Here is a 25131-nt window from a genome sequence, read left to right on the forward strand (position 1 = left end):
ATGGAAACCCTGACCTTCGATTTCCCCGCCGCCGAACCGGGGCGTGGCCGCACGCTGGTGGGCTGTGTCAGCTCCGGCGACCTTGAAGTACTGATCGAACCCGGCACCGCCGGCCACCTGCAGATCCAGGTGGTGACTTCGGTCGATGGCAGCGCCGCGCGCTGGGCGCAACTGTTCCAGCGCCTGTTCGAGGGCCGCGCCTGGCCGGCCGTGAACATCGACATTCATGACTTCGGCGCCACCCCGGGGGTGGTCCGCCTGCGCCTGGAACAAGGCTTCGAGGAGATCGCCCATGACTGACACCGCACGCTTGCTGCGCAGCCGCAGCTTCGTAGAACTGGGTGCCCGGCAGCGCGCCCGCGCCGTGCTCGACCCGGGCAGTTTCCGCGAGCTGCTCGGCCCCTTCGACCGGCTGATGTCGCCTTGGCTGCCCTTGCAGGGCATCGTGCCGCAGGCTGACGACGGCGTGGTCATCGCCAAAGGCACGCTGAACGGGCGCAATGCGGTGGTCGCCGCTATCGAGGGCGGCTTCCAGGGCGGCAGCATGGGCGAGGTGGGCGGCGCCAAGATTGCCGGGGCGTTGGAGCTGGCCATCGAAGACAACCGCAATGGCATCCCCACGTGTGCAGTGCTGCTGCTGGAAACCGGCGGTGTGCGGTTGCAGGAAGCCAACCTTGGCCTGGCAGCGATTGCCGAAATCCAGGCGGCGATTGTCGAACTGCGGGCCTGGCAGCCGGTAATCGGGCTGATTGCAGGTTCCGTCGGGTGCTTCGGCGGCATGTCAATCGCCGCTGGCTTGTGCAGCCATTTACTGGTCACCCGCGAGGCCCGCCTGGGCCTCAACGGGCCTCAGGTCATCGAACAGGAAGCCGGCATTGCCGAGTATGACGCCAAGGACCGGCCGTTCATCTGGAGCCTGAGCGGCGGCGAACAGCGCCATGCCAGCGGGCTGGTCGATGGCTATGTGGCCGATGACATCCAGGCGCTGCGCGACTGCCTGCTGCAACTGCTCGACTCGCCTGGCGCTGACCGCGCCCGGCAACACGCCTGGTACCTCGAGCGCCTGGCCCGGCTGGGCGCCGAGTGCCCGCAACTGGACGCTGCCGCTGTGCGTGCCCTTTACCAAGGAGAAGCCCAATGAACCGTGCCATGAACTGGTTGCCGGGCCTGGCGGGCGGCCAACCCTTGCCGGGCTACCCGGCGTCGTTGCAGGTTATCGATGGCGAACTGGACAACCGCCTGGCGCGCTTTATCGCCGTGGTCCCCGACCCCGCCAATCCGTTCCCCCGCGCCCGCGGGGGCGAAGTCGGCCTGCTGGAGGGTTGGGGCCTGGCCAAGGCCGTGAGCGACGCGGTCGACGCTGACAGCCAGGGGCACAAGCGCGCAATTGTCGCGGTAATCGATGTGCCCAGCCAGGCCTACGGTCGCCGTGAGGAGGCCTTGGGTATCCATCAGGCCTTGGCTGGCGCGGTGCAGGCTTACGCCCAGGCCCGGCTGGCCGGTCACCCGGTAATCGGGCTGCTGGTCGGCAAGGCCATGTCTGGCGCTTTTCTTGCCCACGGCTACCAGGCCCAGCGCCTGATCGCCCTGGACGATGCCGGGGTAATGGTGCATGCCATGGGCAAGGCGGCAGCCGCGCGGATTACCCTGCGCAGTGTCGAGCAACTGGAAGCGTTGGCCGCCGAGGTGCCGCCCATGGCCTATGACCTGGCCAGCTATGCGTCACTGGGCCTGCTGTGGCGTCGGTTGACGGTGGCCAACGCCCAAGCGCCTGGCAGCGCCGACATTGCCCGGGTGCGTGCCTGCCTTGCCGACGCGGTCCGGGATATTGGCAGCTCGACCGACCTGTCGTCGCGGCTGGCGGGCGAACACCGCAGTGCCTCGCGGCAAGTGCGTGAGCAACTGCGCCGCCAATGGCAGGGTGCCTGAGGTGAACGCGCCACGCCCCCATGACCTGCTGTGGGGCATGCCCACTTCGGCCCTGCCGGCCGACGCGCCGCTGTGGGCACGGGAAGTGTTGGCCGGCGGCCAGCCGGTGGTCGTGCGCCGCGCGGTGTGTGACGCCGGCTGGGTCGCCGTGGGCGTGCGTGGCCAAGGGCGGGCGCAGCGCCTGGCAGCGTTGATGCGGGTTGGCGACATTCAACGCCAGCAGGCCCCCGAAGCCTTGCAGCGGCCAACACAGCGCGCCTGGCCAGCATTGCAGGCCCTGGCCTGGGTAGCGCCAATGCTCGATGCCTGCGGCCTGGCCTGGGGGCCGACAGGTGGCGTGGGTTACCAGATTGCAACGGGTATCGACGTGCTGCACGCCGACAGCGACCTGGACCTACTGGTACGCACGCCGCAACCGCTGGCGCGTATACAGGCCCGCACGCTGTTGGCGATGCTGGCCGCCGCGCCATGCCGTATCGATGCGCAGTTGGAAACCCCGGGCGGGGCTGTGGCGTTGCGCGAGTGGGCCGGTTTCGCCCAGCGCGTGTTGCTCAAGTCGCCCGTGGGGCCATGCCTGTGCGAAGACCCGTGGGCTGTACGGGAGCGTGCCGCATGAGCACTCTGTTCGCGTTCCCGGGCCAGGGTGCCCAGCAGGTCGGCATGTTGCAGCGCCTGCCCGAAGGCAGCGGGCCGGTGCTGGAAGAGGCCAGCGATGCCCTTGGCCAGAACGCACTGGCGTTGGACAGCGAGCACGCCCTGCAGTCGACCCGCGCCGTGCAGCTGTGCCTGCTGCTCAGTGGCGTGGCCTGGGCGCGCTGGTTGATGCAGCGCAGCCCAGGGCCGGATTGCGTGGCGGGCTTGTCGGTCGGCGCCTATCCGGCGGCAGTGGTGGCCGGTGCTTTGGGCTTTGCCGACGCTGTGCGCCTGGTTGCCCTGCGCGGCGAACTGATGCAACGGGCCTATCCGCGCGGCTATGGCATGACTGCGCTCAGTGGCCTGGAGCTGGCCAGTGTCGAGCGCTTGCTGGGAGAGGTGGGCGGCGAGGTGTATGTCGCCAACCTCAACAGCGAGCAACAGATCGTTATTGCCGGCAGCGAAACGGCGATGGCGGCGGTGGCGGCCCGCGCGCGCAGCCTGGGCAGGGGCATCGCGCGCCGGCTGGCAGTCAGCGTGCCATCGCATTGCCCGTTGCTGGCTGGCCCGGCAGCAGAGCTGGCTGCGGCCTTCGCTGCGGTCGAACTGCAGCGGCCACGTATCACTTACCTCAGTGGCAGCAGCGCACGGGTGATAGTCGACCCGCAGCGCCTGCGCGACGATCTGGCCGGCAACATGGCGCGCCGGGTGGACTGGCGGGCAGCGTTGCGCAATGCCTATGAACGCGGCGTGCGCCTGCACCTGGAAATGCCGCCTGGCAGCACGCTCAGCGGCCTGGCCCGGCCGGTGTTCGAACAGGGCAGGGTGCTGGCGGTGGAAGGCACCCGATGGGACAGCCTGGATGCGCTGCTGCGCCAGGAGGTGGCGGACCGGCGATGACGGCGGGCAGCGCGCCGGCTGGCACGGGCTACGCCCGTTAATGAAGCCGGTGCGGCGCTTGCGGGTTTACCGATGGCGAAGAACAACAACAAGCAACTTCGACACTACCTGAGGACAACAACAATGATCATCTATGGTGTGGCACTGCTGGCGGTCTGTACGCTGGCTGGGGTTATCGTCGGCGACTTCCTGGGCGTACTGCTGGGCGTCAAATCCAATGTAGGCGGGGTCGGCATCGCCATGATCCTGCTGATCTGCGCACGCCTTTACATGCACCGTCACGGTGGCATGAGCAAGGAGTGCGAGTTCGGTGTGGGCTTCTGGGGGGCCATGTACATTCCGGTCGTGGTGGCCATGGCGGCGCAACAGAACGTGGTCACTGCCCTGCACGGCGGGCCGGTGGCGCTGCTGGCTGCGATAGGTGCGGTGCTGGTGTGCGGTGCGACCATTGCACTGATCAGCCGCAGCCACCGCGGCGAACCGCTACCCGCGGTCGAGGCGCCACCCCAGGCCAATGGGCATGCTGCCCCTGCAGGGGGGCGCTGAACATGTGGCCGATCATTGATAATGCCCTGGAACATAACGGCCTGATCACTGCCTTCGCGGTGGTGGGCGGCATCATGTGGCTGTCGGTGTTGTTGTCCAGGTACCTGACCTTCGGCCGCGTGCACGGCTCGGCCATCGCCATTGTCATCGGGCTGGTGTTGGCCTGGGTGGGCGGTACCCTCACAGGCGGCCAGAAAGGCCTGGCCGACATGGCGCTGTTTTCCGGCATCGGCCTGATGGGCGGGGCCATGCTGCGCGACTTCGCCATCGTTGCCACGGCGTTCGAGGTGCAGGCCACCGAGGCTCGCCGTGCCGGGATGATCGGCGCGGTGGCGCTGCTGCTCGGCACGGTCTTGCCATTCATTGTCGGGGCGGGCGTGGCGTACGCCTTTGGTTACCGCGACGCGGTGAGCATGACCACCATTGGTGCCGGTGCCGTGACGTACATCGTCGGCCCGGTGACCGGCGCGGCGCTGGGTGCCAGTTCGGACGTGATGGCCCTGTCGATCGCCACCGGTTTGATCAAGGCGATTCTGGTGATGGTATTCACCCCGGTATCGGCCCGTTTGCTGGCGCTGGACAACCCACGCTCGGCAATGGTGTTCGGCGGTTTGGCGGGGACTGTGTCGGGTGTGACCGCCGGGTTGGCGGCGACGGACCGGCGGCTGGTGCCTTACGGGGCACTGACCGCCACGTTCCATACCGGCTTGGGGTGCCTGATGGGGCCGTCGATCCTGTACTTCTGTGTGCGAGGGTTGGTGGGGTAGACAACCGGGCTGCATGGCAGCCCGTTGGCTCAGTGGGCCTGGCTCTGGGCAGCCGGTGCAGGGTCGGCGGGCTCCAGCGGCGGATGCTCTTGCGCGGCATGCATCAGGTCTTCGGTTACCCGCAGTTCGGCACCGGTGGGCGAGAACGTGGTCGAGGCGGCGAAGGGCGCCGGGTGCTCTGCCGCCGGGCGCTTGCCACGGCGCCACATGAAGAAGCACAGCATCGCCAGGTTGACCACGGCAAACGCCCAGAACAGTCCGGCCTCGCCAAACTCGGTCATCATCGGCGAAATGGCCACCGGTGCCATGGCCGAGCCCAGTGAGTTGATCAGCAGCAAACCCTGGATCATCGGCACCAGCGCATCGGACGGTGCGCGGTCGGCGGCATGGCTGACCGCGACCGGGTACAGGGTGAACACGCCTCCGCCCAACAGGAACAGCATGGCCGGCAGCAGGAACGAGTCCGAGGGCAGGAAGACCGTGACCAGTGACAGCACAACGCACAAGGCGGCCAGCGCCAGCAGTACGTCCAGGCGGTCTTTGCGGTCCGACCAGCGCCCGACCGGGTACTGCAACAGCATGGCGCCAAGGATGACCCAGGCCATCATGTTGCCGACTTCGCCCACCTCCAGGCCGATGCGTTGCAGGTACAGCGGCAGCAGGGCATAGATGCCGGCGATGGCGACGCCCGAGCCGAAACAACCCACCAGGCCCGAAGGGGCCACGCCCAGCAACTGCCGGGGCTTGAGGGGTTCGACCTGCTCTAGCAAGGGCGATACCCGCGGCAGGATCACGATGGGCAGCACCGACAGCGCGGCGAGCACGCCGGCCAGCATGAACGGCGCGGTATCGCCCAACTGGGTGATCTCCCCCAGGCCGGCCTGGGCGATGACCCCGGCGCCATAGAAGGCGATCATGTACAGCGCCAGCAGGCGGCCGCGGATTTTCGCGTCGCCGGCCAGCAGCAGCCAGCTTTCGATCACCAGGAACACGCCCACGGCGGCCCAGCCGTTGATCAGGCGCAGCACCGACCACCAGGTCACGTCGTAGAACAAGCCCTGCAGCAAGATGGTCACGGCAATCAGCGAGGCGAAGCTGGTATAGGCGCGAATGTGGCCGATGCGCAGGATCAGCCGGTCGTTGAAGATGGCGCCCAGTGTGAGGCCGATGAAGTAGGTCGACGAAACGATGCCAATGGTGGTGGCAGACTCACCGGCAGCGCCCAGGCGCAGGGTGGTGAGGGAAGACATGAAGCCGTTGCCCAGGGCGATGATGAACAGCCCGAGCAGGGGCGCCAGCGCCATGGCCAGCAAACGCGGAGACATAGGTACCTCTGGTTGGATGAGCGGAATGAGCGCCTTTTCGGACGCGCACACCGGCTCGACCCCGCAAGGGGCGAGTAGCTGCACGGATGCGACCTGGGCAAGACTCAACCGCTGGGCCGTAGGGGATGGGGCCGGGCGGGGAGGGTTGAGCCTATTTCACATGGTGGGCATGTGTTCAGGCACGGACTCTGTCATTGCTGCTGGTTGCCACCGTTGACGGCGACGGGCGAAAAGGAAGCGCGATTCTACGGGGTTGCGAGGGTTTGCCCAAGGGGCCTGGCCCTGCGACGAGACGCCGCAGGCAGCCAGGCAACTGCGCCCGGCAGCTAAGGCTGCACCCGGGTATCGATACTGACCACCACCGACATCCCCGGCCGCAACTGCCGGGCGGGTGGCTGGTCGGCATCCACGGTGATCCGTACCGGTATCCGCTGGGCGATCTTGACGAAGTTGCCGGTGGCATTGTCGGCCTGCAGCAAGGCGAACTCCGAACCGGTGGCCGGCGAAATCTGCTGCACGTGCCCGTACAGCTTCAGGTGGTTCAGCGCGTCCACGGTAAAGCTCACGGGTTGGCCGATGCGCACATTGGCCATCTGGGTTTCCTTCATGTTGGCGATGACCCACAGGGTGTCGGGCACCAGCGCCATCAACTGTGCACCTGAATTGACATAAGCACCCAGGCGCGTGCCGATCTGCCCCAGTTGGCCGTCACGCGGGGCGGTAACCCGGGTGTTGTCGAGGTCGATGCGCGCCAGCTCCACGGCGGCCCTGGCGTTTTCCACAGCCGCTTCGAGCGCAGCCCGGTTGACCACCACGGTCTCCCGGTCCTGGCGGGCGATTTCCAGCGCGGCCTTGGCCTGGGCCAGGCTGGCGACGGCAGCTGCCTCGTTGGCGCGGGTCACGTCCAGTTCGCTGCGGGAAACCGAGCCGTCGCTGACCAGCGCCTGATTGCGGCGCAGGTCGGCCTTGGCTTTGGCCGCCTGGGCCTGGGCATCGCCAATGGCGGCCTGGCGCTGGGCAATGGTGGCTTCGGCGCTCTTGCGCTGTTGCAGGTTGTTGGCCAGGGCTGCCTGTTGCTGCTGCAACTGGGCGAGGGCCTGGGCCAGGCGCTGCTTGTAGATACGGTCGTCCAGTTGCACCAGCAGGTCGCCGGCCTTGACGAACTGGAAGTCGTGCACGGGCACGTCGACGATGTAACCACTGAGTTGGGGGCCTATCAGGGTGACCTGCCCGCGCACCAGGGCGTTTTCGGTGCTTTCGATGGCACTGCTGAAGGGCGGCAGGCGCCAGGCATACAGCACCAGCAGAACACCTGCCAAGGCCACGGCGGCAAAGCAGATCGAGGACAGCAACCGCACCCGCCGCGTGCGTACTGGGCTACCCGGCTCGCTGGGCGGCGTTGTGCCTTCCGGGGTTTCGGCGATGGCGGTGGTGGTCGTGGTACGGGTGTCGTCGGTCATCGGGTGGGCACGCCGGGGGTGGAGTCGGTGGTGGTGGCCTGGCGTTTCGAGTACCAGAGCCAGGTGCTACGGATGCAGATCCAGATCATGGTCAGTATGGCGATGCTGCCGATCAGTACGAACACATCGTTGTAGGCCATGACATTGGCTTCGCGGCTGGCGGCCGTGGCCAGCAGGCGCATGCCGGCTTCGGTGCGCAGGGCCGGGTCGGCGAGGATGCCACTGTAGGCTGCTGCACCGCTTTGTACGCGGGCATTGACCAGTGGTTCCAAATAACTCAGGTGGTCCATCAGGTGGCTGGAGTGGAACTTCTCCCGCCAGGTCTGGAAGGTGCCGAGCAGTGCCGCGCCAACCAGGCCGCCGACGTTGTTGCAGATGCCGAACAGCACCGAAAAGCTGACCAGGTTACGGGGGTTGGCGCGCACATGGCTGATACCCAGGGCCATCGACGGCCCCAGGAAGAAGGTACTGCCAAAGGCCAGCAGAAACTGGCTGAAGTACATTTGTGCCGGGCGCGTGAGGTTGCTGGAACCGCTGTCGATGAATGCACCGACGGCCATGGCCAGCAAGGACACGAACAGCGGGATGATCAGGTGGTTGGGATTTATGGTCAGGGCACTGCTGGCCAGGCCCGCCACGGCACCCAGCAGCATGATCCAGTACAGGCTGCGCATCTGCTCGCTGCTCATGTTCAAGGCCTGCAGGAAGCCTACCGCGCCTGTGGATTGCTCCGAGGTGACCATGCGGATCAGCACCACGCACAGGGCCAGACGGATGATGGCGCCACTGCCAAGCCAGCGGGTCATCAGCAACGGGTTGCGGCGGTTGTGTTCGATGGCCAGGCCGCTGAGCATCAGCGCAATCGATGCCGCCAGCGCCACGCCGAGCCACGGGGCCTCCAGCCACCAGTCGATGCGCCCCAGCGACAGCACGGCACAAAGCAGGGCGGTACCGCTGGCCATCAGGGTGAAGGTCAGGAAGTCCAGTGGCTCGAAGGTTTTGAAGCGGTCACCGGGCGGCAGCTTGAGCAGCAGGACACAGCCCAGTGCCGCCAGGGCCAGGCCGAGCTCGAACAGGTACAGCCCGCGCCATTCGGCTATCTGCAGCAAGTCTTCGGAAAAGATCCGCGCCAGGGGTAATGCCAGCTGCGAAGCGCCCAGGCCCAGTACCATGGCCTTCAACCGCCACTGGGCGGGGAAGGCCTGGATCATGTAGTACAGCCCCAGCGAGCTGAGCGCCGCCCCCACCATGCCGTGGGCCGCGCGCACGGCGATGGCCGAGTTGAGGTCGTTGACCAGCAGGTGGGCGAAGGTGACCAGGACGTATAGGACCAGGAACACCTCGGTGAAGGCGCGCAAGCCGAATTGTTGGCGGAATTTCACCAACAGCAGGTTCATGGACACGTTGGTCATCACGTAGGCCGCTGGCAGCCAGGCCATTTCCGCCGTGGTTGCACCTAGCGCGCCTTGCAGGAACATCAGGTTGGCGGTGACCAGCGCGTTGCCCAAGCCACCGGTAATGGCTACCAGCAGGCCGACCACGCCATACGCCAGGCGTTTGGCTGGCGAATGCAAAGGCGTGGAAGGGGAGCCTGGCAGGGTGGGTTTTTCGTGGGGTAGCCACGCGTGTGGGGCGTATTTGTCCATGGGGCAGACTGTACTTGAGCGGCGCTTGGTGCTGCTAGGTGCAGGCTTTGGTTTTGAGCATATTGTGCGTTGCCGGTAGCACCGTATTCGCGGGTGGCACCGAACCCGACGCGGTGGCTGGCACCGGCTGCGCCGGTGTTCGCGGGCACGCCCGCTCCCACAAGGGAGCGGGTTTACCCGCTAAAGGGCCGGGGCTGCTGGCTGACGGGGGCGTCAGAAATCTACGCTGGCGGACAAGCGCAGCACCCGTGGTGTGCCTTGGGTCAGGTAGTTGTTGGTGCTCGAGGCCGACGCCCAATAGGCCTTGTTGGCGACGTTCTCCAGGTTGGCCCGCAAGGTCACCCACTGCTCATCCAGCTTGAAACGGTAACGTGCGCCGAGGTCGACCCGGGTCCAGGCCGGGATGTTCAGGCTGTTGCTGGCATTGACGTACTGGCCGCCGGTACGCAACACCCGCGCATTCAATGCCGCGCCGGCGATGCCTGGAACGTCCCAGTCCGCGCCCAGGTTGTACTGGAAGCGCGGCACGCCCGGCGCACGGTTGCCGTCGTTGGCGCCATTGGCAGTGTTCTTGAGCTCGGTGTGCATGAACACTGCACCGGTCAGCAGGCGCAAGCCGTGCACCGGCTCGCCGAACACATTCAATTCCACCCCTTTGTTGACCTGCTCGCCGTCCATGCTGAAGGTGTCGCGCTCGGCACCGGCGCTGCGGAACGTGGTGCTGTTGGGCTGCTCGATGCGGTACAGGCCAAGCGTTGCACCAAAGCTGTCCCAGTCCAGCTTGACCCCGGCCTCGACCTGCTTGCTGCGCCTGGGCGGGAACACTTCATTGGCATTGGTCACGCTCGACGGGGCAGTGGGGCCTTGTGCCAGGCCCTCGATGCGGTTGGCGTAGAACGACACATGCTCCCACGGCTTGAGCACCAGGCCATAGACCGGCGTGGTCACCGACTCGTCATAGTTGGCGTTGCGCTCACCGCTAGCGGTAGACCAGCCGTCGACACCGATCGATTGCCGGCGCACGCCCAGGGTCAGCAGCACACGGTCATCCACAAAACCAAGGGTGTCGGACAGCGCCACGCTCTTGACCCGGTTCTTGCCCACGATACGCGGGTCGTGCAGGTCACTGCCCGTGTACGTATTGGTCGGGCGCGGCACCTTGACCGGGTGGTACAGGTCGGTGGCATAGCGGTTTGCAGCAGCAACTGCGGCGTAAGCCGAACGTTGTTCGCCCCACATGCCCGAAAGCCCGACGTTGAGCCGATGGCTGACCGCCCCCGTGGCGAACTGGCCATTGATGCCGGCCATGGCGCTCTTGTTGTCTTCATCGTGTGGTGAATAGAGGTAGCCACCCCGCGCAGTACCGTTGGCGTCGCTGACGTACAACGAGGAGTATTCGCCGTTTTCGCGAGTGTGCTTGGCCCCGGCACCGGCATAAAGCACCCAGTTGTCGTTGAGGTCGTATTCGGCGTTGAGCATGCCGTAGGTGTCTTCCAGCTGTGACCAGGTCCACGGTTGGGCGTAATTGTCGCGCGCCGAGGGGGCATGGGGCACTTTGCTGCCGGTTGGGTAGATCACCGCCCGGCCCTGGTTGATGCGTTCTTTCTGGTAACCCAGGTCGGTGGACAGGCGCAGGCGTTCGCCCCGGTAGTCCAAGGCTACAGCTACCAAGGTGGCGTGCTGCGCTTCGTCGTGCACACCCGTGCCGCCGTCATGCTGGGCCAGGTTGATACGGGCGCCGAAGCGGTTGTCTTCACCAAACCTTTGGCCCAGGTCCAGGTGGCCGCCGACATTGGCGCCGGTGGCATAATCGAGGCTGACGTGGCGGGTTGGCGTGTCTGCGGCACGCTTGGGAACCAGGTTGACCGCACCGCCAATACCGCTGCCCTGGGGGGCGACGCCGTTCAGAAAGGCGTTCGGGCCCTTGAACACCTCGACGCGCTCGAGTGCTTCGGTGGTGATGATCTGCCGCGGTAGCACGCCGTACAGGCCGTTGTAGCTGATGTCGTCAGTGCTCAGTGGCAGCCCGCGGATGGTGAACACCTGCGAGAAATTGCCAAAGCCTGCCGACTGGCGCACTGCCGCGTCATTGAGCAACACATCACCCAGGGTACGCGCCTGTTGATCGGCAATGGTCTTGGCGGTGTAGCTGGTGACGCTGAACGGTACATCGCTGGTCGGCTGTTCCCCAAGCACACCCAGGCGTGCGCTACGCGCCACCTGGCCGCCTTGCCAGGTATCGCCGCTGGCGGCCAGGTTGCTGTTGATGGTGGTGGCGCCCAGCTCCAGGGCACTGCCCAGGTCCACTGTCGGCGCCAGGGTGTAGCCCCCGCTGCCGGTGCTGATCAGGCTGTAGCCACTGCCGGCCAGCAGGCGAGCAAAACCCTCCGGCACACTGAAACTGCCCTGCAGGCCCTGGCTTTGCCTGCCCTGAAGCAGCGCCGGGTCGAATGACAAGGGCACCCCGGCATTGGCGGCGAAGCGTGCCAGCACATCGGCCAGCGGGCCAGCGGCCAGGTGATAGTCGCGGGTGGTGGCGTCGGCAGCGATCGCCGCTGGTGCCAGGGCGGCCATGGCGATGGCAAGGCTCAGTGCCTTGAAAGGCAAATGGGGCATTGGGCGAGGGTCCTGTAGGTGCAGAAAAGGGAGGTTCTGCACTGATCACCGGACGACGCCGGAAAAGGTATCAAAAAGCCTGTCGTTGATTCCCGTGTGCGCTGAGCCCGGGTCAGCTCAGGGGCTCGACCGTCACCCAATAGCGAGTCAGGCCCTGGACAGTTACCGGCAAGGTGTCGGCCAGCAGCCGCAGGCTGGCATCGGTATCGGTCACCGGAAAGGCGCCAGACACTTTCAGGCCGCGCACCGCCGGGTGGCAGCGCAGCACGCCCGGGCGGTAGCGGCCCAGCTCCTGCAACAGGTCGGCCAGGCGCATGTCGCGCGCCAGCAGCATGCCGTGTTCCCAGGCCAGGTCGCCTTTTTCCAGCGGGGTGGCGGGCAGTACACGGTCGGCATCGAACGCGGTGCGCTCGCCCGCCTTGAGCTGCACGCTGGCGGCGGCGTGCAGCGGGCGGTTGGCGACGGTGCCCTGCAACACCGCTACCCGGGTCAGTGCGCCGTCGATACGTACGCTGAAGCGCGAGCCCAGCGCCCGCGCATGCCCCTGCGGGGTGGTCACCACCAGCGGGCGCGGCGGGGTTGCCGGGTCGTTGGCGCTGGTCACGAGCACTTCACCTGCCAGCAAGGCGATACGGCGTTGCCGGGCATCGAAGCGGATATCGATGGCGGTGTGGGTGTTCAACAGTACGTGGCTGCCGTCGGCCAGTGTCAGTGAGCGTTGTTCGCCAACCGCCGTGCGGGCATCGGCGGCCCATTGCTGCCAGGGTGCCTCGCGCCAGGCCATCCAGGCTGCTGGTGCCGCCAGCAGCCACATCCCCAGACGCTGCAGGGCCTGGCGGCGGCTGACCGCACCCTGGCGGCTGAGCCGGCGCAAGGTTTCCCCGGTAACCGGCGCAGGCAGGCGGCGAAACTCACCGAGGATGGCCTCGGCGCGCTGCCAGGCCAGGGCATGCTGGCTACTGCGCTGGCACCAGGCCTGGACAGCGCGATGGTCATCGTCGGTGGCTGCGCCCGACTGCAGCTGCACCAGCCAGTCGGCGGCCTCGCCGAGGATCAGTGGGTCGATAGGTGGCCTCATTCGTCCATGCTCAGGCAGGCGAGGAAGGCGGTGCGCATGTCGCGCTTGATGGTCACCAGCGAAACCTGCAGTTGTTCGGCGATTTGCGCGTAGGTCAGCCCGTCCAGTTGCGACAGCAGGAATACGTGGCGAACCCGCGCCGGCAACTCGCGCAGCATGGCATCGATGCGGTACAGCGTTTCGAGGATCATCCAGCGGGTCTCGGCCGACGGCACTTCTGGTTCGGGCAGATGCGCGATGGCCTGCAGATACGCCCGTTCGACATCCTGGCGACGCCAGCGGTCTATCACCAGGCCCTTGGCAATGTGCGTCAGCAATGCCCGAGGCTCACCGCCGAAATAGCTGTTGCCCTGACGGCTGAGCAGGCGCAGGAAGGTGTCATGGGCCAGATCGGCCGCATCGCAGGCATTACCCAGCCTGCGCCCCAGCCAGCCCTGCAGCCAGCCGTGGTGCTCGGTGTACAGCGTCTGAACCTGCAGGTTGAGGGTGGGGTCGGCGGGCGGCATGGGGCGCGGGTTTCCGGGAAATAGGTGCAATTAGGAATTGATCGCATTCTATGCCCCGGGTTGCAGAACTGGCAATGTACAAAAGTGCGGGTACAGGCCCTTACAATGCCTTGGCCAGAAACGCCGCCGTGCGGCTTTCCTTGCAGTTGGCCACCACTTGCGGCGTGCCGCTGACCACCACCTTGCCCCCGGCAGCCCCGGCACCTGGCCCAATATCGATCACCCAGTCACTCTGCGCCACCACCCGCATGTCATGTTCCACCACCACCACGCTGTGCCCAGCCTCGACCAAGCGGTTCAGTTGCAGCAGCAGCCGGTCGATGTCTTGCGGGTGCAGGCCATTGGTCGGCTCATCCAGCACGTACAGGGTCGCGCCCCGGGCCATGCGTTGCAGTTCGGTCGCCAGCTTGATGCGTTGCGCCTCCCCCCCGGACAGCTCGGTGGCCGGCTGGCCCAGGCGCAGGTAACCCAGGCCGATGTCTTGCAGCACCTGCAGGCACCGCCGGGCCGGAGGCTGTTCGGCAAACACCTGCAGGGCCTGGTCGACGGTCAGTTGCAGCACTTGCGCAATGTTCATGCCTTGCCAGCTGACCGCCAGGGTTTCGGGGTTGTAGCGCGCACCGTGGCAGGTCGGGCAGGGTGCGTACACGCTGGGCATGAACAGCAACTCGACGCTGACGAAACCCTCGCCTTCGCAATTGGCGCAGCGGCCCTTGGCCACGTTGAAGGAAAAGCGGCCGGCGTCGAAGCCTTGCGCCTTGGCTTGTTCGGTGGCGGCAAACAGCTTGCGCACATGGTCGAACAACCCGGTGTAGGTCGCCAGGTTGGAGCGCGGCGTGCGCCCGATCGGCTTCTGGTCTACCTGCACCAGGCGCTTGATAGCCTCGAGCCCGGCGCTGACATGGCCGCTGCTGGTCTGTTGCGGTTCGTCTTCCAGGCTCTGCTCCTCAGGCTCGTCGCCTTGTCCGGCATGGCCCAGGTGCGCGCCCACCAGCTCCAGCAGGGCCTGGCTGACCAGGCTCGACTTGCCCGAACCGGAAATACCCGTTACCGCCGTGAAGCAGCCCAGCGCAAATGCCGCGCTGAGGTTGTCGAGGTTGTTGCGGCTGATGCCTTCCAGCTTCAGCCAGCCACGGGGCTGGCGTGGCGCACGCGGGGCCTGGGCCTGGGCGCCGAACAGGTAGGCGCGGGTGCAGGACTGCTCGACCTTGGCCAGCCCCGCCGGGGGCCCGCTGTACAGGATGCTACCCCCGTGCTCGCCGGCGGCGGGGCCTACATCCACCAGCCAGTCGGCCCGGCGCATGGTGTCCAGGTCGTGCTCCACCACATACACCGAGTTGCCCGCCTGCTTCAGCCGTTGCAGTGCCTGGAACAGCGCTTCACTGTCGGCCGGGTGCAGGCCGGCCGAGGGTTCGTCGAGTACGTAGATCACGCCGAAAAGCTGCGAATTCAGCTGGGTGGCCAGGCGCAGGCGTTGCAGTTCGCCAGATGACAAGGTGGGCGTGCTGCGCTCCAGGGCCAGGTAGCCCAGGCCCAGTTCGAGCAGGGTGTCGATGCGCTCCAGCAGCTCATGGGCGATGCGCTGCGCGGCCAGGCGCTTTTCCAGGGTCAGCTGGCTTTGCTGTGGCTCCAGGTAGCCCGCTGCCGCGACCTTGCGCAGCACCTCGGCCAGCGCTTGCAGCGGTAACTGCGACAGCTCGGCGATGTCCAGCCCGGCAAAGGTCACGCCCAGCGCTTCACGCTTCAGGCGTTTGCCGTGGCACAGCGGGCAGGCGCTGGGGCGCATGTACCGGGCGACGCGCTTGCGCATCTGTGCACTTTGCGAATGCATGAAGGTATGCATGACATAGCGCCGGGCACCCGTGAAAGTGCCCTGGTAGCTGGGCTCCAGCTTGCGCTTGAGGGCCTGGCGGGTTTGCGCCGGGGTCAGGCCGGCATAGACCGGTGCGGTGGGCGTTTCTTCAGTGAACAGGATCCAGTCGCGCTGGGCCTGGGGCAGGTCGCGCCAGGGGATGTCCACGTCATACCCCAACGTGACCAGGATGTCGCGCAGGTTCTGCCCTTGCCAGGCCATTGGCCAGGCCGCGATCGCGCGTTCGCGGATGGTCAGTGACGGGTCGGGCACCATGGTCGCCTCGCTCACCTCATAGACGCGCCCCAGGCCGTGGCACTGCGGGCAGGCACCCTGCGGGGTGTTCGGCGAAAAGTCCTCGGCGTACAGCATGGCCTGACCTGCCGGGTACTGCCCCGCGCGTGAATAGAGCATGCGGATGGAGCTGGACAATGTGGTCACGCTGCCTACCGAAGAACGGGCGCTTGGCGTGCCCCGTTGCTGTTGCAAGGCAACTGCCGGGGGCAGGCCTTCGATGGCATCCACATCCGGCACACCCACCTGGTCGATCAGGCGCCGCGCGTAGGGTGCCACCGATTCGAAATAGCGGCGCTGGGCTTCGGCGTACAGGGTGGAGAACGCCAGTGAGGATTTCCCCGAGCCGGACACCCCGGTGAACACCACCAGCGCATCGCGCGGAATATCCACGTCGATGTTTTTCAGGTTGTGCTCGCGGGCACCACGGACGCGAACGAAACCGGTGGGGGGAGTGGAACGTGGCGGCATGGCGCTTTCCTTGGCGGTACGGGAAGCTCACGGTAGCAGCATAGTCGCTGACGTGGGTCAGGGTTTCGGTTCGCGGGTGCCAAGTACGTCGCGAATGTTGTCCACCACATTGCTGTCTTTGATCACATCGCTCAGCCAGCCTTCCAGCGGCATGTTGCCCCACTTGATGGCACGTTCTATCAGATACGGCACCGGGCTTTGCGGTTCAGTCTGTTTGAAAAACTGGGCGATGCCGGCCAGCATGCTGAAGGCTTCGTCCCGGGTCAGCGGGGTGGTACGCATGGGCGCAGGCGCAGTGGGCTGGGCGGGAGTGTTCATGGCTTCACCTGCCTGTTCGACGGGGGCGACGCTGGCCTCGGGTTCGTCGACCACGGGGGCTGGCGGCTGCAGCTCGACACCACGGTCTTTCAGCAGTTTTTCAGCCAGCTGGCTGGCCCGGGTCAGCATGTCGGCGAGGCTGGCAAAGCTCGGTGCCTCGTGGCCGAACAGTTGCTCCGCAGTGGCCTGCAGGCGTTTGCAGGCTTGCAGACTGTCGTTGATCTGCAGCGCCTTGTTGCGCAGGTATTCGGTGTCGGACAGCGCCACCGAGCGCTGGAATATCTCGGCGTTGATCTTGCCTTCGTTCAATGCGGTCTGCATGGCCTTGGTGTCGCGCAGGGCCAGGTTTTCCACAAGACGTGATTCGTCGTAACGCAACACGCCAAAATTCTGCCCTTGGGTGATGGGCAAGCCACCGGCGATGTCGGTGAGCGTGCTCTTGAGCCAGGACAACCGGGCCGCCCGCTCGTCAAGGCCCTCTTCGAGGGTTGGGTACAAGTTTTCCCAGAACGCCTGCAGCAACTGTTCAGTCAGTACCAGGCCGAAGGTGATGCCTTCGAAGTGCGCGCGCTGGGCCAGGCCTTCGCTGAGCCAGGCTGCCAGCATCAGGTCCTTGCTGTGTTGGGCGAGGCCCTGGGCAGACAAGTTGATCACCTGCTCCCAGTCGGCGGTTTTCAAATCGGTTTGCCAGTCGCCCTGGGTCAGGTAGTCCGGGTCAGCCCGGCGCGCCTCCTTGATCTGGTCGAACAACGCAGAGAAGCTCAAGTCTTCGCCACTGCCACCTTCGATGGGTGCGACCAGTGCGGCCAGCGAGAGGTCATTGAGAATGTCAGGCATAAAGCACTCAGGTTCTGGCTAGTGAACAGCGTGCCAGGCTGGCTGGCACGCTGTGAAGGATGGGCCGCTGAAGCGGCCCTGGGCATGCAGGTAATCAGGCGAAGACTTTGTTCGCGGTGCGGTCCCAGCCACCGACGATGTTGCCGCCGGCCTGGCCGTCGGTACGGTTCTGCTGGGTGTAGGTGGTTTTGATGCGGGCGAAGTTGAAGGTGATTTCTTCGATCGGCAGGTCGCTGACCGCCTTGTCTTCACCGGCCTGGTTGCCACCGGCAACGAACCTGACCGACGACACCACGACTTCTTCCATGTCGATGGTCAGGTAGGTGACCTTGTCACCACCGGCGCGGTTGACGTTGAGCTTCAGCTTGGCAATGTGTTTGCCGGTGCAGCAGTGCTCGAACAGTTTGGCCGATGCCTTGTCGACCGATTTGCGGATCTTGAAGTCGCTCAGGGCAACACGCTCGGACGACGCGCCGCCCGAGGAGCTGGCAGTCGCCGAGGTCGCCTGGGTGGCGCCGTACTCGTAGCCCAGCACTTCGATCCAGTCCTTGTGCTTTTCGTCCAGTACTTCGCCTGGGATGCCGTCGATTTGGATATACGCGTCAAATGCCATTGTGAAACTCTCCATTAACAACTGGTAAAGGGTTGCTCATGCGACCCTTGGTTTTTCACCTCGCCAACAGGGCGGCAGAGGTAGCGTGCCGCCACCCGGTGCTCCTCCTGTGAGCCCGGGTGGCCGGTTGGTGCGGCGCGCGCTCAGTTGAGCCCGCGCACTTCGATTTCTACCCGGCGGTTGGGCTCCAGGCATTTGATCAACTGGGCCCGTGCCTGTTGCATGTCACAGTTGACCAACGGTTTACGGCTGCCTTCGCCCTGGGCCACCACCAGTTCGGCCGGGACGCCCTTGCCGACCAGATAAGTCCGAATGGTTTGCGCCCGTTGTTTCGATACCTGCAGGTTGCTCTGGCTGTCACCGAGCTGGTCGGCGTGGCCGGAGATGACGATCTTGCCGATATTGGGCGTGTTCAACAGTTTGCTGGCGATGGCACTGAGTTGGTTCTGGCCCTCGCTTTTCAGGCTCTGGAAATCTGCCCGGCCAAAGGCGAACAAGGTGTCCGATTCCAGCGTGATGGTCTCGATCGCGCGTAGCGACTGGGCACGCAGGCTGTCGATGTAGTTGCGCGAGCTAGAAATCAGGAAGGCGTTGTCGAGAATGCGCGGCACATCCGTTTCGCGGATCTGGTCGGCATAGAAGGTGATCTGCCGGCTGGCGTACAGGTAGTCCTGGTCGCCCTTGCCCTGGTTGGCCTCGGACAGGCTGTGGCCGGTGTGCCGAGCGATGGCCGGGTACCAGTAGTCGGGCAGGTGCGCCTTGAGAAACGCCGGGTCGGCCTTCTCCCGCTGGGCGGGCGAAAGCATCACGTAGGTGTCCAGTGTCGCCTTGCCGAAATCGGCGATCGACTGGGCGCGGTTGTCATGTGGCAGGGCTTCGGCCTCCACACTGTCCACGCCGCTCACCGGTTGCAATTCGCGGGTATTGCGTTGGTAGACCTTGAGCGTGGTCAGCAGGTAGAGCGTGCGGGTGAGGTTGTCTGCGGTGGGCTTGAGCATCACCTGCTGCAGGGTGGTGAAGTAACGGTCGCGCAGCAGCGGCTCAACCTGATGGCCCTGGTACAGGCCCAGACGCAGGCTGAACGGTACACCCTGCTCACGGTGCTGCCGGTAGTAATGGGCGGCCCAGAAGCGCAGGCGGTCCAGGCTGCGCCAGGCGGCGTACTGGCCATCGGCAGCCTGGTCCTGGCGCTTGGCCTCGGCCAGCTCGCTCGCGATGCTGCCCAGCACCGCACGGTTGTTCAGGTACGACCAGCCCCACAGGCTGCACAGCACCAACCCGGCGAGGCTGGCACAGGCCACCCAGGCGGCCTTGCGCCGGCGCTCGCGGTGGTTGCTGGTGTACAGCGCCACCAGGTGCTGGTCGGGGATGATGACCTTGCGGAACAGGCTGTTGATGAACAGCGGCGCAGGCTGGCTGCCTGCGCTGACCGCCCCCTCGCCGTGTTCCAGGGCAAAACGCTCGGCAACATGCTGGCCATGGCTGCCCCACAGCGCTTCATCGGCCTGCAAGGCGGCAGTGAAGTAGAAGCCACGCAGCATTTCGGCATTCTGGTAGGGGTTGACCCGCAGCAGGCTGTCGACGAACGCCTGCAGCCGTGGCTTGATTGCGGCCAGCTCCAGCGGGAAGCGGTAAGCGGCGTCGTTTTGCCGCGTTACCTGAATGTCCTGCTGCACCAGTTGCTGGCTGGCAACCTGCTGCCAGTAGCGGGTCAGGTCGTCCATCGCCTGGCCAAAACGCTGGCCCCAGTCCGCCTGTTCGTAGCCTTTGTGCGCGAAGGTCTTGCCCATCACTTCGCCGCGCGCGGCCTCATCCAGCTGGCGATAGAAGGGCGTGAAGCCGGGTATCAGGTCGCACTTGGTGAATACCAGGTAGATCGGCAGGCGCACTTCCAGCAAGGCGCAGCTTTCCTGGATGCGTTCGCGCAAACGCTTGGCCACCCGCTGCTGGTCTTCGGCCGAGCCGTGCACAACGTCGGCGATGCTGACACTGACGATCAGACCGTTGAGCGGGCGGCGTTGCCGGTGCTGGCGCAGCAACTGCAGGAAGCCACGCCACTTGCCGGCCTCTTCCGGGCTGTTCATGTAGCGCCCGGCAGTGTCCAGCAGTACCGCTTCAGAGCTGAAGAACCAGTCACAGTTGCGCGTGCCACCCAACCCTGCGACGCGTGCACCTTCGCGCTCGGCGTAAGGGAAGTTGAGGCCGGACTGCAGGATCATGGTGCTCTTGCCAGCGGCGGGCTGGCCGATCACCAGGTACCAGGGCAGCGCGTACAGGGCGTCTTTGGCAGAGGTGCCGCGTGGCGTGTTCTTGTGCAGGCGCTCGATGCCCTGCAGCAGGCGCTCGCGCAACAGGCTGACCTCCTCGCGGTCGGCCGGCGTGGCATTGAGTACAGCCTGGTCGGCGTCGTCGCGCAGCAAGCCTTCGAGGTTGTGATGCTGGCCGGCGCCACGGTACAGCAGCAGGACGTAGCCCGCCGACAGCAGCAGGAAAACCCCGATGCCAGCCAACAGGCTGTGCAGCGAAGCGAAGCCCAACGCGCTGCCGATCGCCCATACCAGGAAGATCACCAGGAAAAACGCCACCCCCAGCAGATAGGGTTGGTAACGCAGGCAGTAGTACTTGATCTTGTTCATACAGGCGTCGCATCCAGCGCATCGACGAATTGCTCGATAACGCGTTCAAGGGGTAGATCGAAGTCGTGTTGGCCGCGGGCCGATGCCGCAGGGCCCAGTAGCGCCAGATGCTGCTGGGCCTCGGCACAGCCGCAGAGCAGGCGATAGGCACTGCTGGCGTGGCGTGACGGGAAGCAGAACAGGCGCGGGTGCATGAAATCGTCCGCCAGCAGGCTCACGGCTGGCGTATCTGGCTGCCCGTTCATGTGGCACAGCCAAGTCAGCCACAGATCGGCTGTAGGGTTTTTCAAACCGCGCTCAGCGGGGAGGGGCAACTCAATGCCACCCTCGAAGTCACTGTGCAGCGCCGGCCGGCAGGCGCGCAGCCGTGTCAAAGCGGCGGCGCTGTCGAAACCTGGCCAGGAGCCGTGCAGTGCACGCGCGATATCGGTGAAGCTGAAGTCACGCAGGAACTTGGCGTGCACCCGGCGGAACAGGTCCAGGTCCTGGGCTTGCAGGGGGCGCAAGGCCTTGACCTGTTCGAACAAACGGGAGCCGTCGGCACCTTGCACGGCCTGGTGCAGCAAAGGCTTTATCTGTGCGCAGAACAGCTCGCCCAAGGTGAATGGGTTGCCCAGGGCCATGCCTTCCTTGCCCTTGAGCAGTTGGTAGATGAAGAACGGATAGCGCCGGTTACTGGCGTCACGCGAGCTCAACAGCCCGCCCAGCAGCCAGTTGCCATTGCGTGCGCGGTACGTGAAGAAGCACATCGGCAACCCATCGAACAGTGCCTGCCAGTCTTCGCGGTGGCGCATGGCCGCCAGCGAGGTCTGCAGCCAACTGTCGAATTCGCAGACTTCCTCCGCCGCGCCATGCAGGCTGACGAAGTCTGCGCTCGATGGCAGTTTGCCGAAGCAGCCGATCATTGGGCACTCCTGTCGTTGAGTGCGCTTAGGGCCTTGACCTGGCTCAGGTCGGTCAGTTTTACCCCACCGAAGTTGCGCACCACCAGGCTCACTCGGCCATTGGCGGTGTTCCAGCTGAAGCGCTGCTGGATGCCGTCGAGGTCGTCGACGCGGGCGCTTTCGTTCATGCGCAGCAGGCCCCAACGCCCGGGGAAGTCGAACACCGTTACCCGTGCGCCACTGAGCGTTACCACATCCAGGCGAGCGCCCGGGGCGTTGCTGGTGCCTGGCCAGGCGAAGCGGCTCCAGCTGCTGCGGCCGTTGCGGTAGTGCTGTTCCTGCCCATCGAGGGTGAACACGATGTCGGTGAAGTTGGCCGAGGGCTCCAGCATGATTTCAAAGCCGTTGTCGCGGTCTGACAGGCTGGCGATCACCTGGCCTACCGAACTGGCCCGGTCGATGCTGTTGAGCATGCCAGGGTTGACCAACGCCGGTGCCTTGCCATCACCCACGCCCAGGCCTTCGCCGCCGGCGAGGTTGCCGATTTCGTTGCGTTTGAAGGCCGGCAGCAGCCCCGAGTCCGGGTCTACGAAACGTTGCAGGTCTTTGACCGAGGCTTCGTTGCGGCTACCACCGGCAATCGGGTAGCGGTGCGCCATGACCTGCTGCCAGGGCTTGGCGATCTGCTGCGCCCAGGCTTTGGCGATCTGCTGGCCGGCCGGGTCACGCAAGGTCGCCCAGGCGTACTGGATCGGCAGGTTGAACAAGCCTTGCAGCGAACGCGACAGGCTGTCCTGGCTGGTGTCGACGCTGGTTTCCACGTAATTGCGTACCGTGGTGACCTCGCTTGGCTGGCCTTCCAGGGTTTCGCTGATCAGCTGCTTGCTGCTTTTGCCGACATCCTGCGACCGCTGGATGTTGTTCATGCGAACCTTGAGCTTGCGCAGCGCCGCCAGGTAGCGGTCCATGATGGTGCTGTCGGCGCCTTCGGCGTTGTTCTGGGCGAATACCCGGGCAACCGGTTCGAAGCGCTTGGCGAGGCTGCCGTCGTCCACCGCCGGCAGGGCCGGGGCTACGTTGGCAGGCAGGCTGTCGTTGGCGTCGAACAGCCCGGTAACCTTGCTCCAGAAACCGTCATCACGACCAGTGCCGGCCGACGGTACTTCGCGTTTGACCGGCAGGTCCCACTGGGTATTGTCGTTCACAGCCTGCAGCAGGTTCTTTACGGGAGAGTGCTGAACGTCGCTCAAAAGCCCCAACTGCTGGGTCGCCGATGCCAGGTCGGCGAAGTGGCGCACGCCCACGCTACTGACCATCTTGTACCAGGCTTGGGTGTAATCGCGCTTGTAGCGGCTCATGAATTCGCGCACGAAGTTGGCCTTCTGCACCAGGGCATCGCCGCCGTCGCCGTCCAGTACCCAGTCGGACTCGTTGCGCAAGTTGCTCGATACCAGCTTGATCAGTTCAGGCTTGACGAACGTATCCCAGCCTTGGCGGGTATAGATCGCAGGTACCCCGGCCGACCCGTACAGCAGTGCGCGCCCAGGTTGAGGCACAAGGTCGTTGAGGCTCAGTGCCGGGAATTGGCGGCTGGATTCGAGTTGCAGGCGCAGGTATTCGCGATCGACCAGCGAACTGGAAATCATGAACGACTTGAGGTTCTGCCGGGTTTCGTTGATCAGTTGGTCGTTGCGTGGCAGTGAAGGCGCCTGGCCCTGCTCCAGCAACTGCACATACAGCGGAGTGTTTGCGGCGATCACGTCGGCGCTGGCGGGGGTGCCTTCGCCGGCCGCCGCGGCCCAGGCCTGTGGCAGGCTTGCGGCAATGAAGGCCGGGTCTGGGTGGGCGTCGGGTGCCGTCAGCAGCAGGTACAGTTTGAGCGTGTTGTAGGCGTCGATGATCGAGGCGACTTGCTGCTCGTCGAGGCGCCCCAGCATCTCTTCGGACAACGACAGACCACCGGTGGTCGCGGACAGCTCGGCGGCATCGCTGGCTGTGGCCAGGTTGACCTTGGCCGCATGGGCGCCTGCGCGGGTGTTGGCCAGCGCGGCCTGCGCTTTGGCTGCAACCGCTGGGGCCAATGGCTTGGCGTTGCGTTTTTTCGGCGGGGCCGGGGTGAACTCCAGTGACTGGTTGATACCCGCGGCGAAGGTATTGAACGCGCGCATTTGCACTTGCAGGCTACGGGCGATCGGTTCCAGGGCCTGGCTGCGCAATTGCGCCAGATACGCGCTGCGGGTCACCTGGTCAACCGCCTCACCGTGGTACAGGCCGGCGCTGAGGCGCAGCGGCACGCCTTGTGTGCGATGCGACTCGACAGTGGCCATCTGCTCGCGCAGCACTTGCAGGCCTTTGCCCGCGGCCAACTGCTGCTGGCTGTCTTCGGCCTGGCCTATCTGGGCCAGCTGCAGGCGCAGATTGTCCAGCCATTGGCGGTTGTTGACGAACGACACTGCCTGCCAGCTGACAAGCAGCACGCCGGCGGCAACGGCCAGGCCCAGCAGCAGCGGGCTGAGCCCCGCTTGGCGGCCTTGGCGCGAGTGATACAGGCTGAGGTCACGGTCGGGGAAAATGACCCGGCGGAAGGTGTCGGTAATGAAGTAGCTGCGGTTGCCCGCTGCCGTGCCAGCCTGTTCGGCCTGGCCATCCTCGGCCGCCTGCAAGGCGAATTCGTCGGCGATGGCGTCTTCGTACACGTGCCCCAGTTGTTGCCCGGTCTGCAGGGCGCTGGTGAAGTACAGGCCGCGCAGCATCAGTGGGGCGCCGCTGCGCTGGCCGTGGGTGAAGTGCCCGAGGAACTGCTCGAGCACACCGCCCAGCGCGGCGAAGTATTGCGGGAAGTTCAGCAGCGTGCTGTCGGCTGCAGCGCCCAAGGCGATCACTTGTGCGTCGACGTGCTGGCGAATGTGGCTGTGCAGGTTGCCCAGGCGCGCCTGCAGCACCGCCTGCAGGCCTTGGTTGCGGATTTCCGACAACGCGAAGGTCATGCCCAGCGGTTGCTGGCGTTGGTGCAGGTCCAGGCCATCAAAAGCCTGGCTGAAGCCCGGCAACTGGTCGGTCTTGCTGAGCATCAGGTAGAGCGGTGGGTTGGTGTCGAGGCACTGGGCGTATTCTTCCACCCGGGCTACCAGCTGCGCTGCCAGGGCATCACGCTCTTCGCTGTTGGCGGCCAGCAGTTCGGGCAGGCTGACCACGAGCACCAGGCCATTGATCGCTGCCTTGCCGCGCTGCTTGCGCAGCATGCGCAGGAAAGCCGAAAACTCGCTTGCCGACTGGTCGTCACGCAGGTAACGGCCGGCGGTGTCGATCATCACCGCGTCGGGGCTGAAATACCAGTCGCAGTGCTGGGTGCCACTTTCGCTGTCGTTGGCGGTGGCGATACTGGCTGACAGGCCGGAGTGGGTCAGCAGCGAAGTCTTGCCTGCCGCCGACATGCCGACCACCAGGTACCAGGGCAGGTCGGACAGCGCCGATTTGCCACCGCCGCCGGCGGAGCGGTCGGTGCGCAGCATGCTGATGGCATGCTTGAGGCGCTCGCGCAGTACCTGCTGGTCACGGAACTCGCCGGTGGCATTCCACGAGCGGTCGACTTCGATCTGCAGCAGGTTCTCCAGGTTGTGCTCGGCACGAATACGCTGGTACTGGCGCAGCACGACGGCCAGCAGGAAGCAGGCGCTGATGATGGCCAGGGCTTCGGGCAGGTGCTGCTGCAGCCACGGCAGCAGCGGCGACACCAGCCAACAGACCAACAGGCTCCCCAGCCACAGCAGTAGCAGCAGAACCCAGAAACTTTTCAAGAGGCGCAGTAATGTTTTCATGT

The 25131-nt window shown here is 65.5% G+C and carries 19 protein-coding genes; 7 read left to right on the forward strand and 12 right to left on the reverse strand.

The genetic code is table 11. The features are described from left to right. The 7 genes from AACG97_RS12750 (at window position 1) to madM (ending at window position 4775) form a co-directional block, all read left to right on the forward strand. Window positions 1–300 carry a malonate decarboxylase subunit delta gene (locus tag AACG97_RS12750; RefSeq protein ID WP_009686716.1) on the forward strand — a complete coding sequence of 100 codons (300 nt, stop codon included), beginning with the start codon at window positions 1–3 and terminating at the stop codon, window positions 298–300. Further along, window positions 293–1141: a biotin-independent malonate decarboxylase subunit beta gene (locus tag AACG97_RS12755; protein WP_064314480.1), complete on the forward strand. Its 849-nt coding sequence runs from the start codon at window positions 293–295 to the stop codon at window positions 1139–1141. The genes AACG97_RS12750 and AACG97_RS12755 overlap by 8 nt, the downstream gene beginning before the upstream one ends. Continuing rightward, window positions 1138–1929 (forward strand): biotin-independent malonate decarboxylase subunit gamma, encoded by a 792-nt coding sequence (mdcE, locus tag AACG97_RS12760; RefSeq protein WP_125854803.1) that lies wholly within the window; start codon window positions 1138–1140, stop codon window positions 1927–1929. Before AACG97_RS12755 ends, mdcE begins: the two co-directional genes overlap by 4 nt. Before the next feature lies 1 nt (window position 1930). After that, complete coding sequence (locus AACG97_RS12765; protein ID WP_125854804.1) at window positions 1931–2545, forward strand: malonate decarboxylase holo-ACP synthase; 615 nt, start codon at window positions 1931–1933, stop codon at window positions 2543–2545. Continuing rightward, the gene (gene mdcH / locus AACG97_RS12770; RefSeq protein WP_115294034.1) at window positions 2542–3462 is read left to right on the forward strand and encodes a malonate decarboxylase subunit epsilon; all 921 of its coding nucleotides are present in this window, start codon (window positions 2542–2544) and stop codon (window positions 3460–3462) included. The genes AACG97_RS12765 and mdcH overlap by 4 nt, the downstream gene beginning before the upstream one ends. A gap of 123 nt (window positions 3463–3585) precedes the next feature. Beyond that, entirely contained in the window at window positions 3586–4008 is a 423-nt protein-coding gene (gene madL / locus AACG97_RS12775; protein ID WP_009686721.1) for a malonate transporter subunit MadL, read from the forward strand. 2 nt (window positions 4009–4010) lie between these two features. After that, on the forward strand, window positions 4011–4775 hold the full coding sequence (madM, locus tag AACG97_RS12780) for a malonate transporter subunit MadM (RefSeq protein WP_009686722.1): 765 nt from the start codon (window positions 4011–4013) through the stop codon (window positions 4773–4775). Window positions 4776–4804: 29 nt separating this feature from the next. Here madM and AACG97_RS12785 read toward each other — a convergent pair whose 3' ends face one another. From AACG97_RS12785 to AACG97_RS12840, 12 genes are all read right to left on the reverse strand, one after another. After that, window positions 4805–6100 carry an MFS transporter gene (locus AACG97_RS12785; RefSeq protein WP_009686723.1) on the reverse strand — a complete coding sequence of 432 codons (1296 nt, stop codon included), beginning with the start codon at window positions 6098–6100 and terminating at the stop codon, window positions 4805–4807. A gap of 326 nt (window positions 6101–6426) precedes the next feature. Continuing rightward, complete coding sequence (locus AACG97_RS12790) at window positions 6427–7560, reverse strand: HlyD family secretion protein (protein ID WP_125854806.1); 1134 nt, start codon at window positions 7558–7560, stop codon at window positions 6427–6429. Beyond that, entirely contained in the window at window positions 7557–9206 is a 1650-nt protein-coding gene (locus AACG97_RS12795) for an MFS transporter (RefSeq protein ID WP_029887240.1), read from the reverse strand. Before AACG97_RS12795 ends, AACG97_RS12790 begins: the two co-directional genes overlap by 4 nt. Window positions 9207–9419: 213 nt before the next feature. Next, window positions 9420–11822 carry a TonB-dependent receptor gene (locus AACG97_RS12800; protein ID WP_197885169.1) on the reverse strand — a complete coding sequence of 801 codons (2403 nt, stop codon included), beginning with the start codon at window positions 11820–11822 and terminating at the stop codon, window positions 9420–9422. A 112-nt stretch (window positions 11823–11934) separates the two neighbouring features. Next, window positions 11935–12900 carry a FecR domain-containing protein gene (locus tag AACG97_RS12805; RefSeq protein WP_009686727.1) on the reverse strand — a complete coding sequence of 322 codons (966 nt, stop codon included), beginning with the start codon at window positions 12898–12900 and terminating at the stop codon, window positions 11935–11937. Then, complete coding sequence (locus tag AACG97_RS12810; protein ID WP_009686728.1) at window positions 12897–13406, reverse strand: sigma-70 family RNA polymerase sigma factor; 510 nt, start codon at window positions 13404–13406, stop codon at window positions 12897–12899. Before AACG97_RS12810 ends, AACG97_RS12805 begins: the two co-directional genes overlap by 4 nt. Before the next feature lie 100 nt (window positions 13407–13506). Then, on the reverse strand, window positions 13507–16023 hold the full coding sequence (locus AACG97_RS12815) for an excinuclease ABC subunit UvrA (RefSeq protein WP_197885171.1): 2517 nt from the start codon (window positions 16021–16023) through the stop codon (window positions 13507–13509). 57 nt (window positions 16024–16080) lie between these two features. Further along, a complete protein-coding gene (gene tssA, locus AACG97_RS12820) occupies window positions 16081–17178 on the reverse strand; it encodes a type VI secretion system protein TssA (protein WP_054904743.1) in 1098 nt (365 codons plus the stop codon). Window positions 17179–17272: 94 nt separating this feature from the next. After that, a complete protein-coding gene (locus AACG97_RS12825) occupies window positions 17273–17791 on the reverse strand; it encodes an Hcp family type VI secretion system effector (RefSeq protein ID WP_029887856.1) in 519 nt (172 codons plus the stop codon). 143 nt (window positions 17792–17934) lie between these two features. Then, window positions 17935–20427 carry a type VI secretion system membrane subunit TssM gene (gene tssM, locus AACG97_RS12830; protein ID WP_197885172.1) on the reverse strand — a complete coding sequence of 831 codons (2493 nt, stop codon included), beginning with the start codon at window positions 20425–20427 and terminating at the stop codon, window positions 17935–17937. Beyond that, a complete protein-coding gene (tagF, locus tag AACG97_RS12835) occupies window positions 20424–21332 on the reverse strand; it encodes a type VI secretion system-associated protein TagF (RefSeq protein ID WP_009686733.1) in 909 nt (302 codons plus the stop codon). The genes tssM and tagF overlap by 4 nt, the downstream gene beginning before the upstream one ends. After that, window positions 21329–25129: a type VI secretion protein IcmF/TssM N-terminal domain-containing protein gene (locus tag AACG97_RS12840; protein ID WP_182388352.1), complete on the reverse strand. Its 3801-nt coding sequence runs from the start codon at window positions 25127–25129 to the stop codon at window positions 21329–21331. The genes tagF and AACG97_RS12840 overlap by 4 nt, the downstream gene beginning before the upstream one ends. Window positions 25130–25131 lie beyond the last annotated feature (2 nt).

Source organism: Pseudomonas sp. Nvir (assembly GCF_963778085.1).
GTDB classification, from domain to species: Bacteria; Pseudomonadota; Gammaproteobacteria; order Pseudomonadales; family Pseudomonadaceae; genus Aquipseudomonas; species Aquipseudomonas juntendi.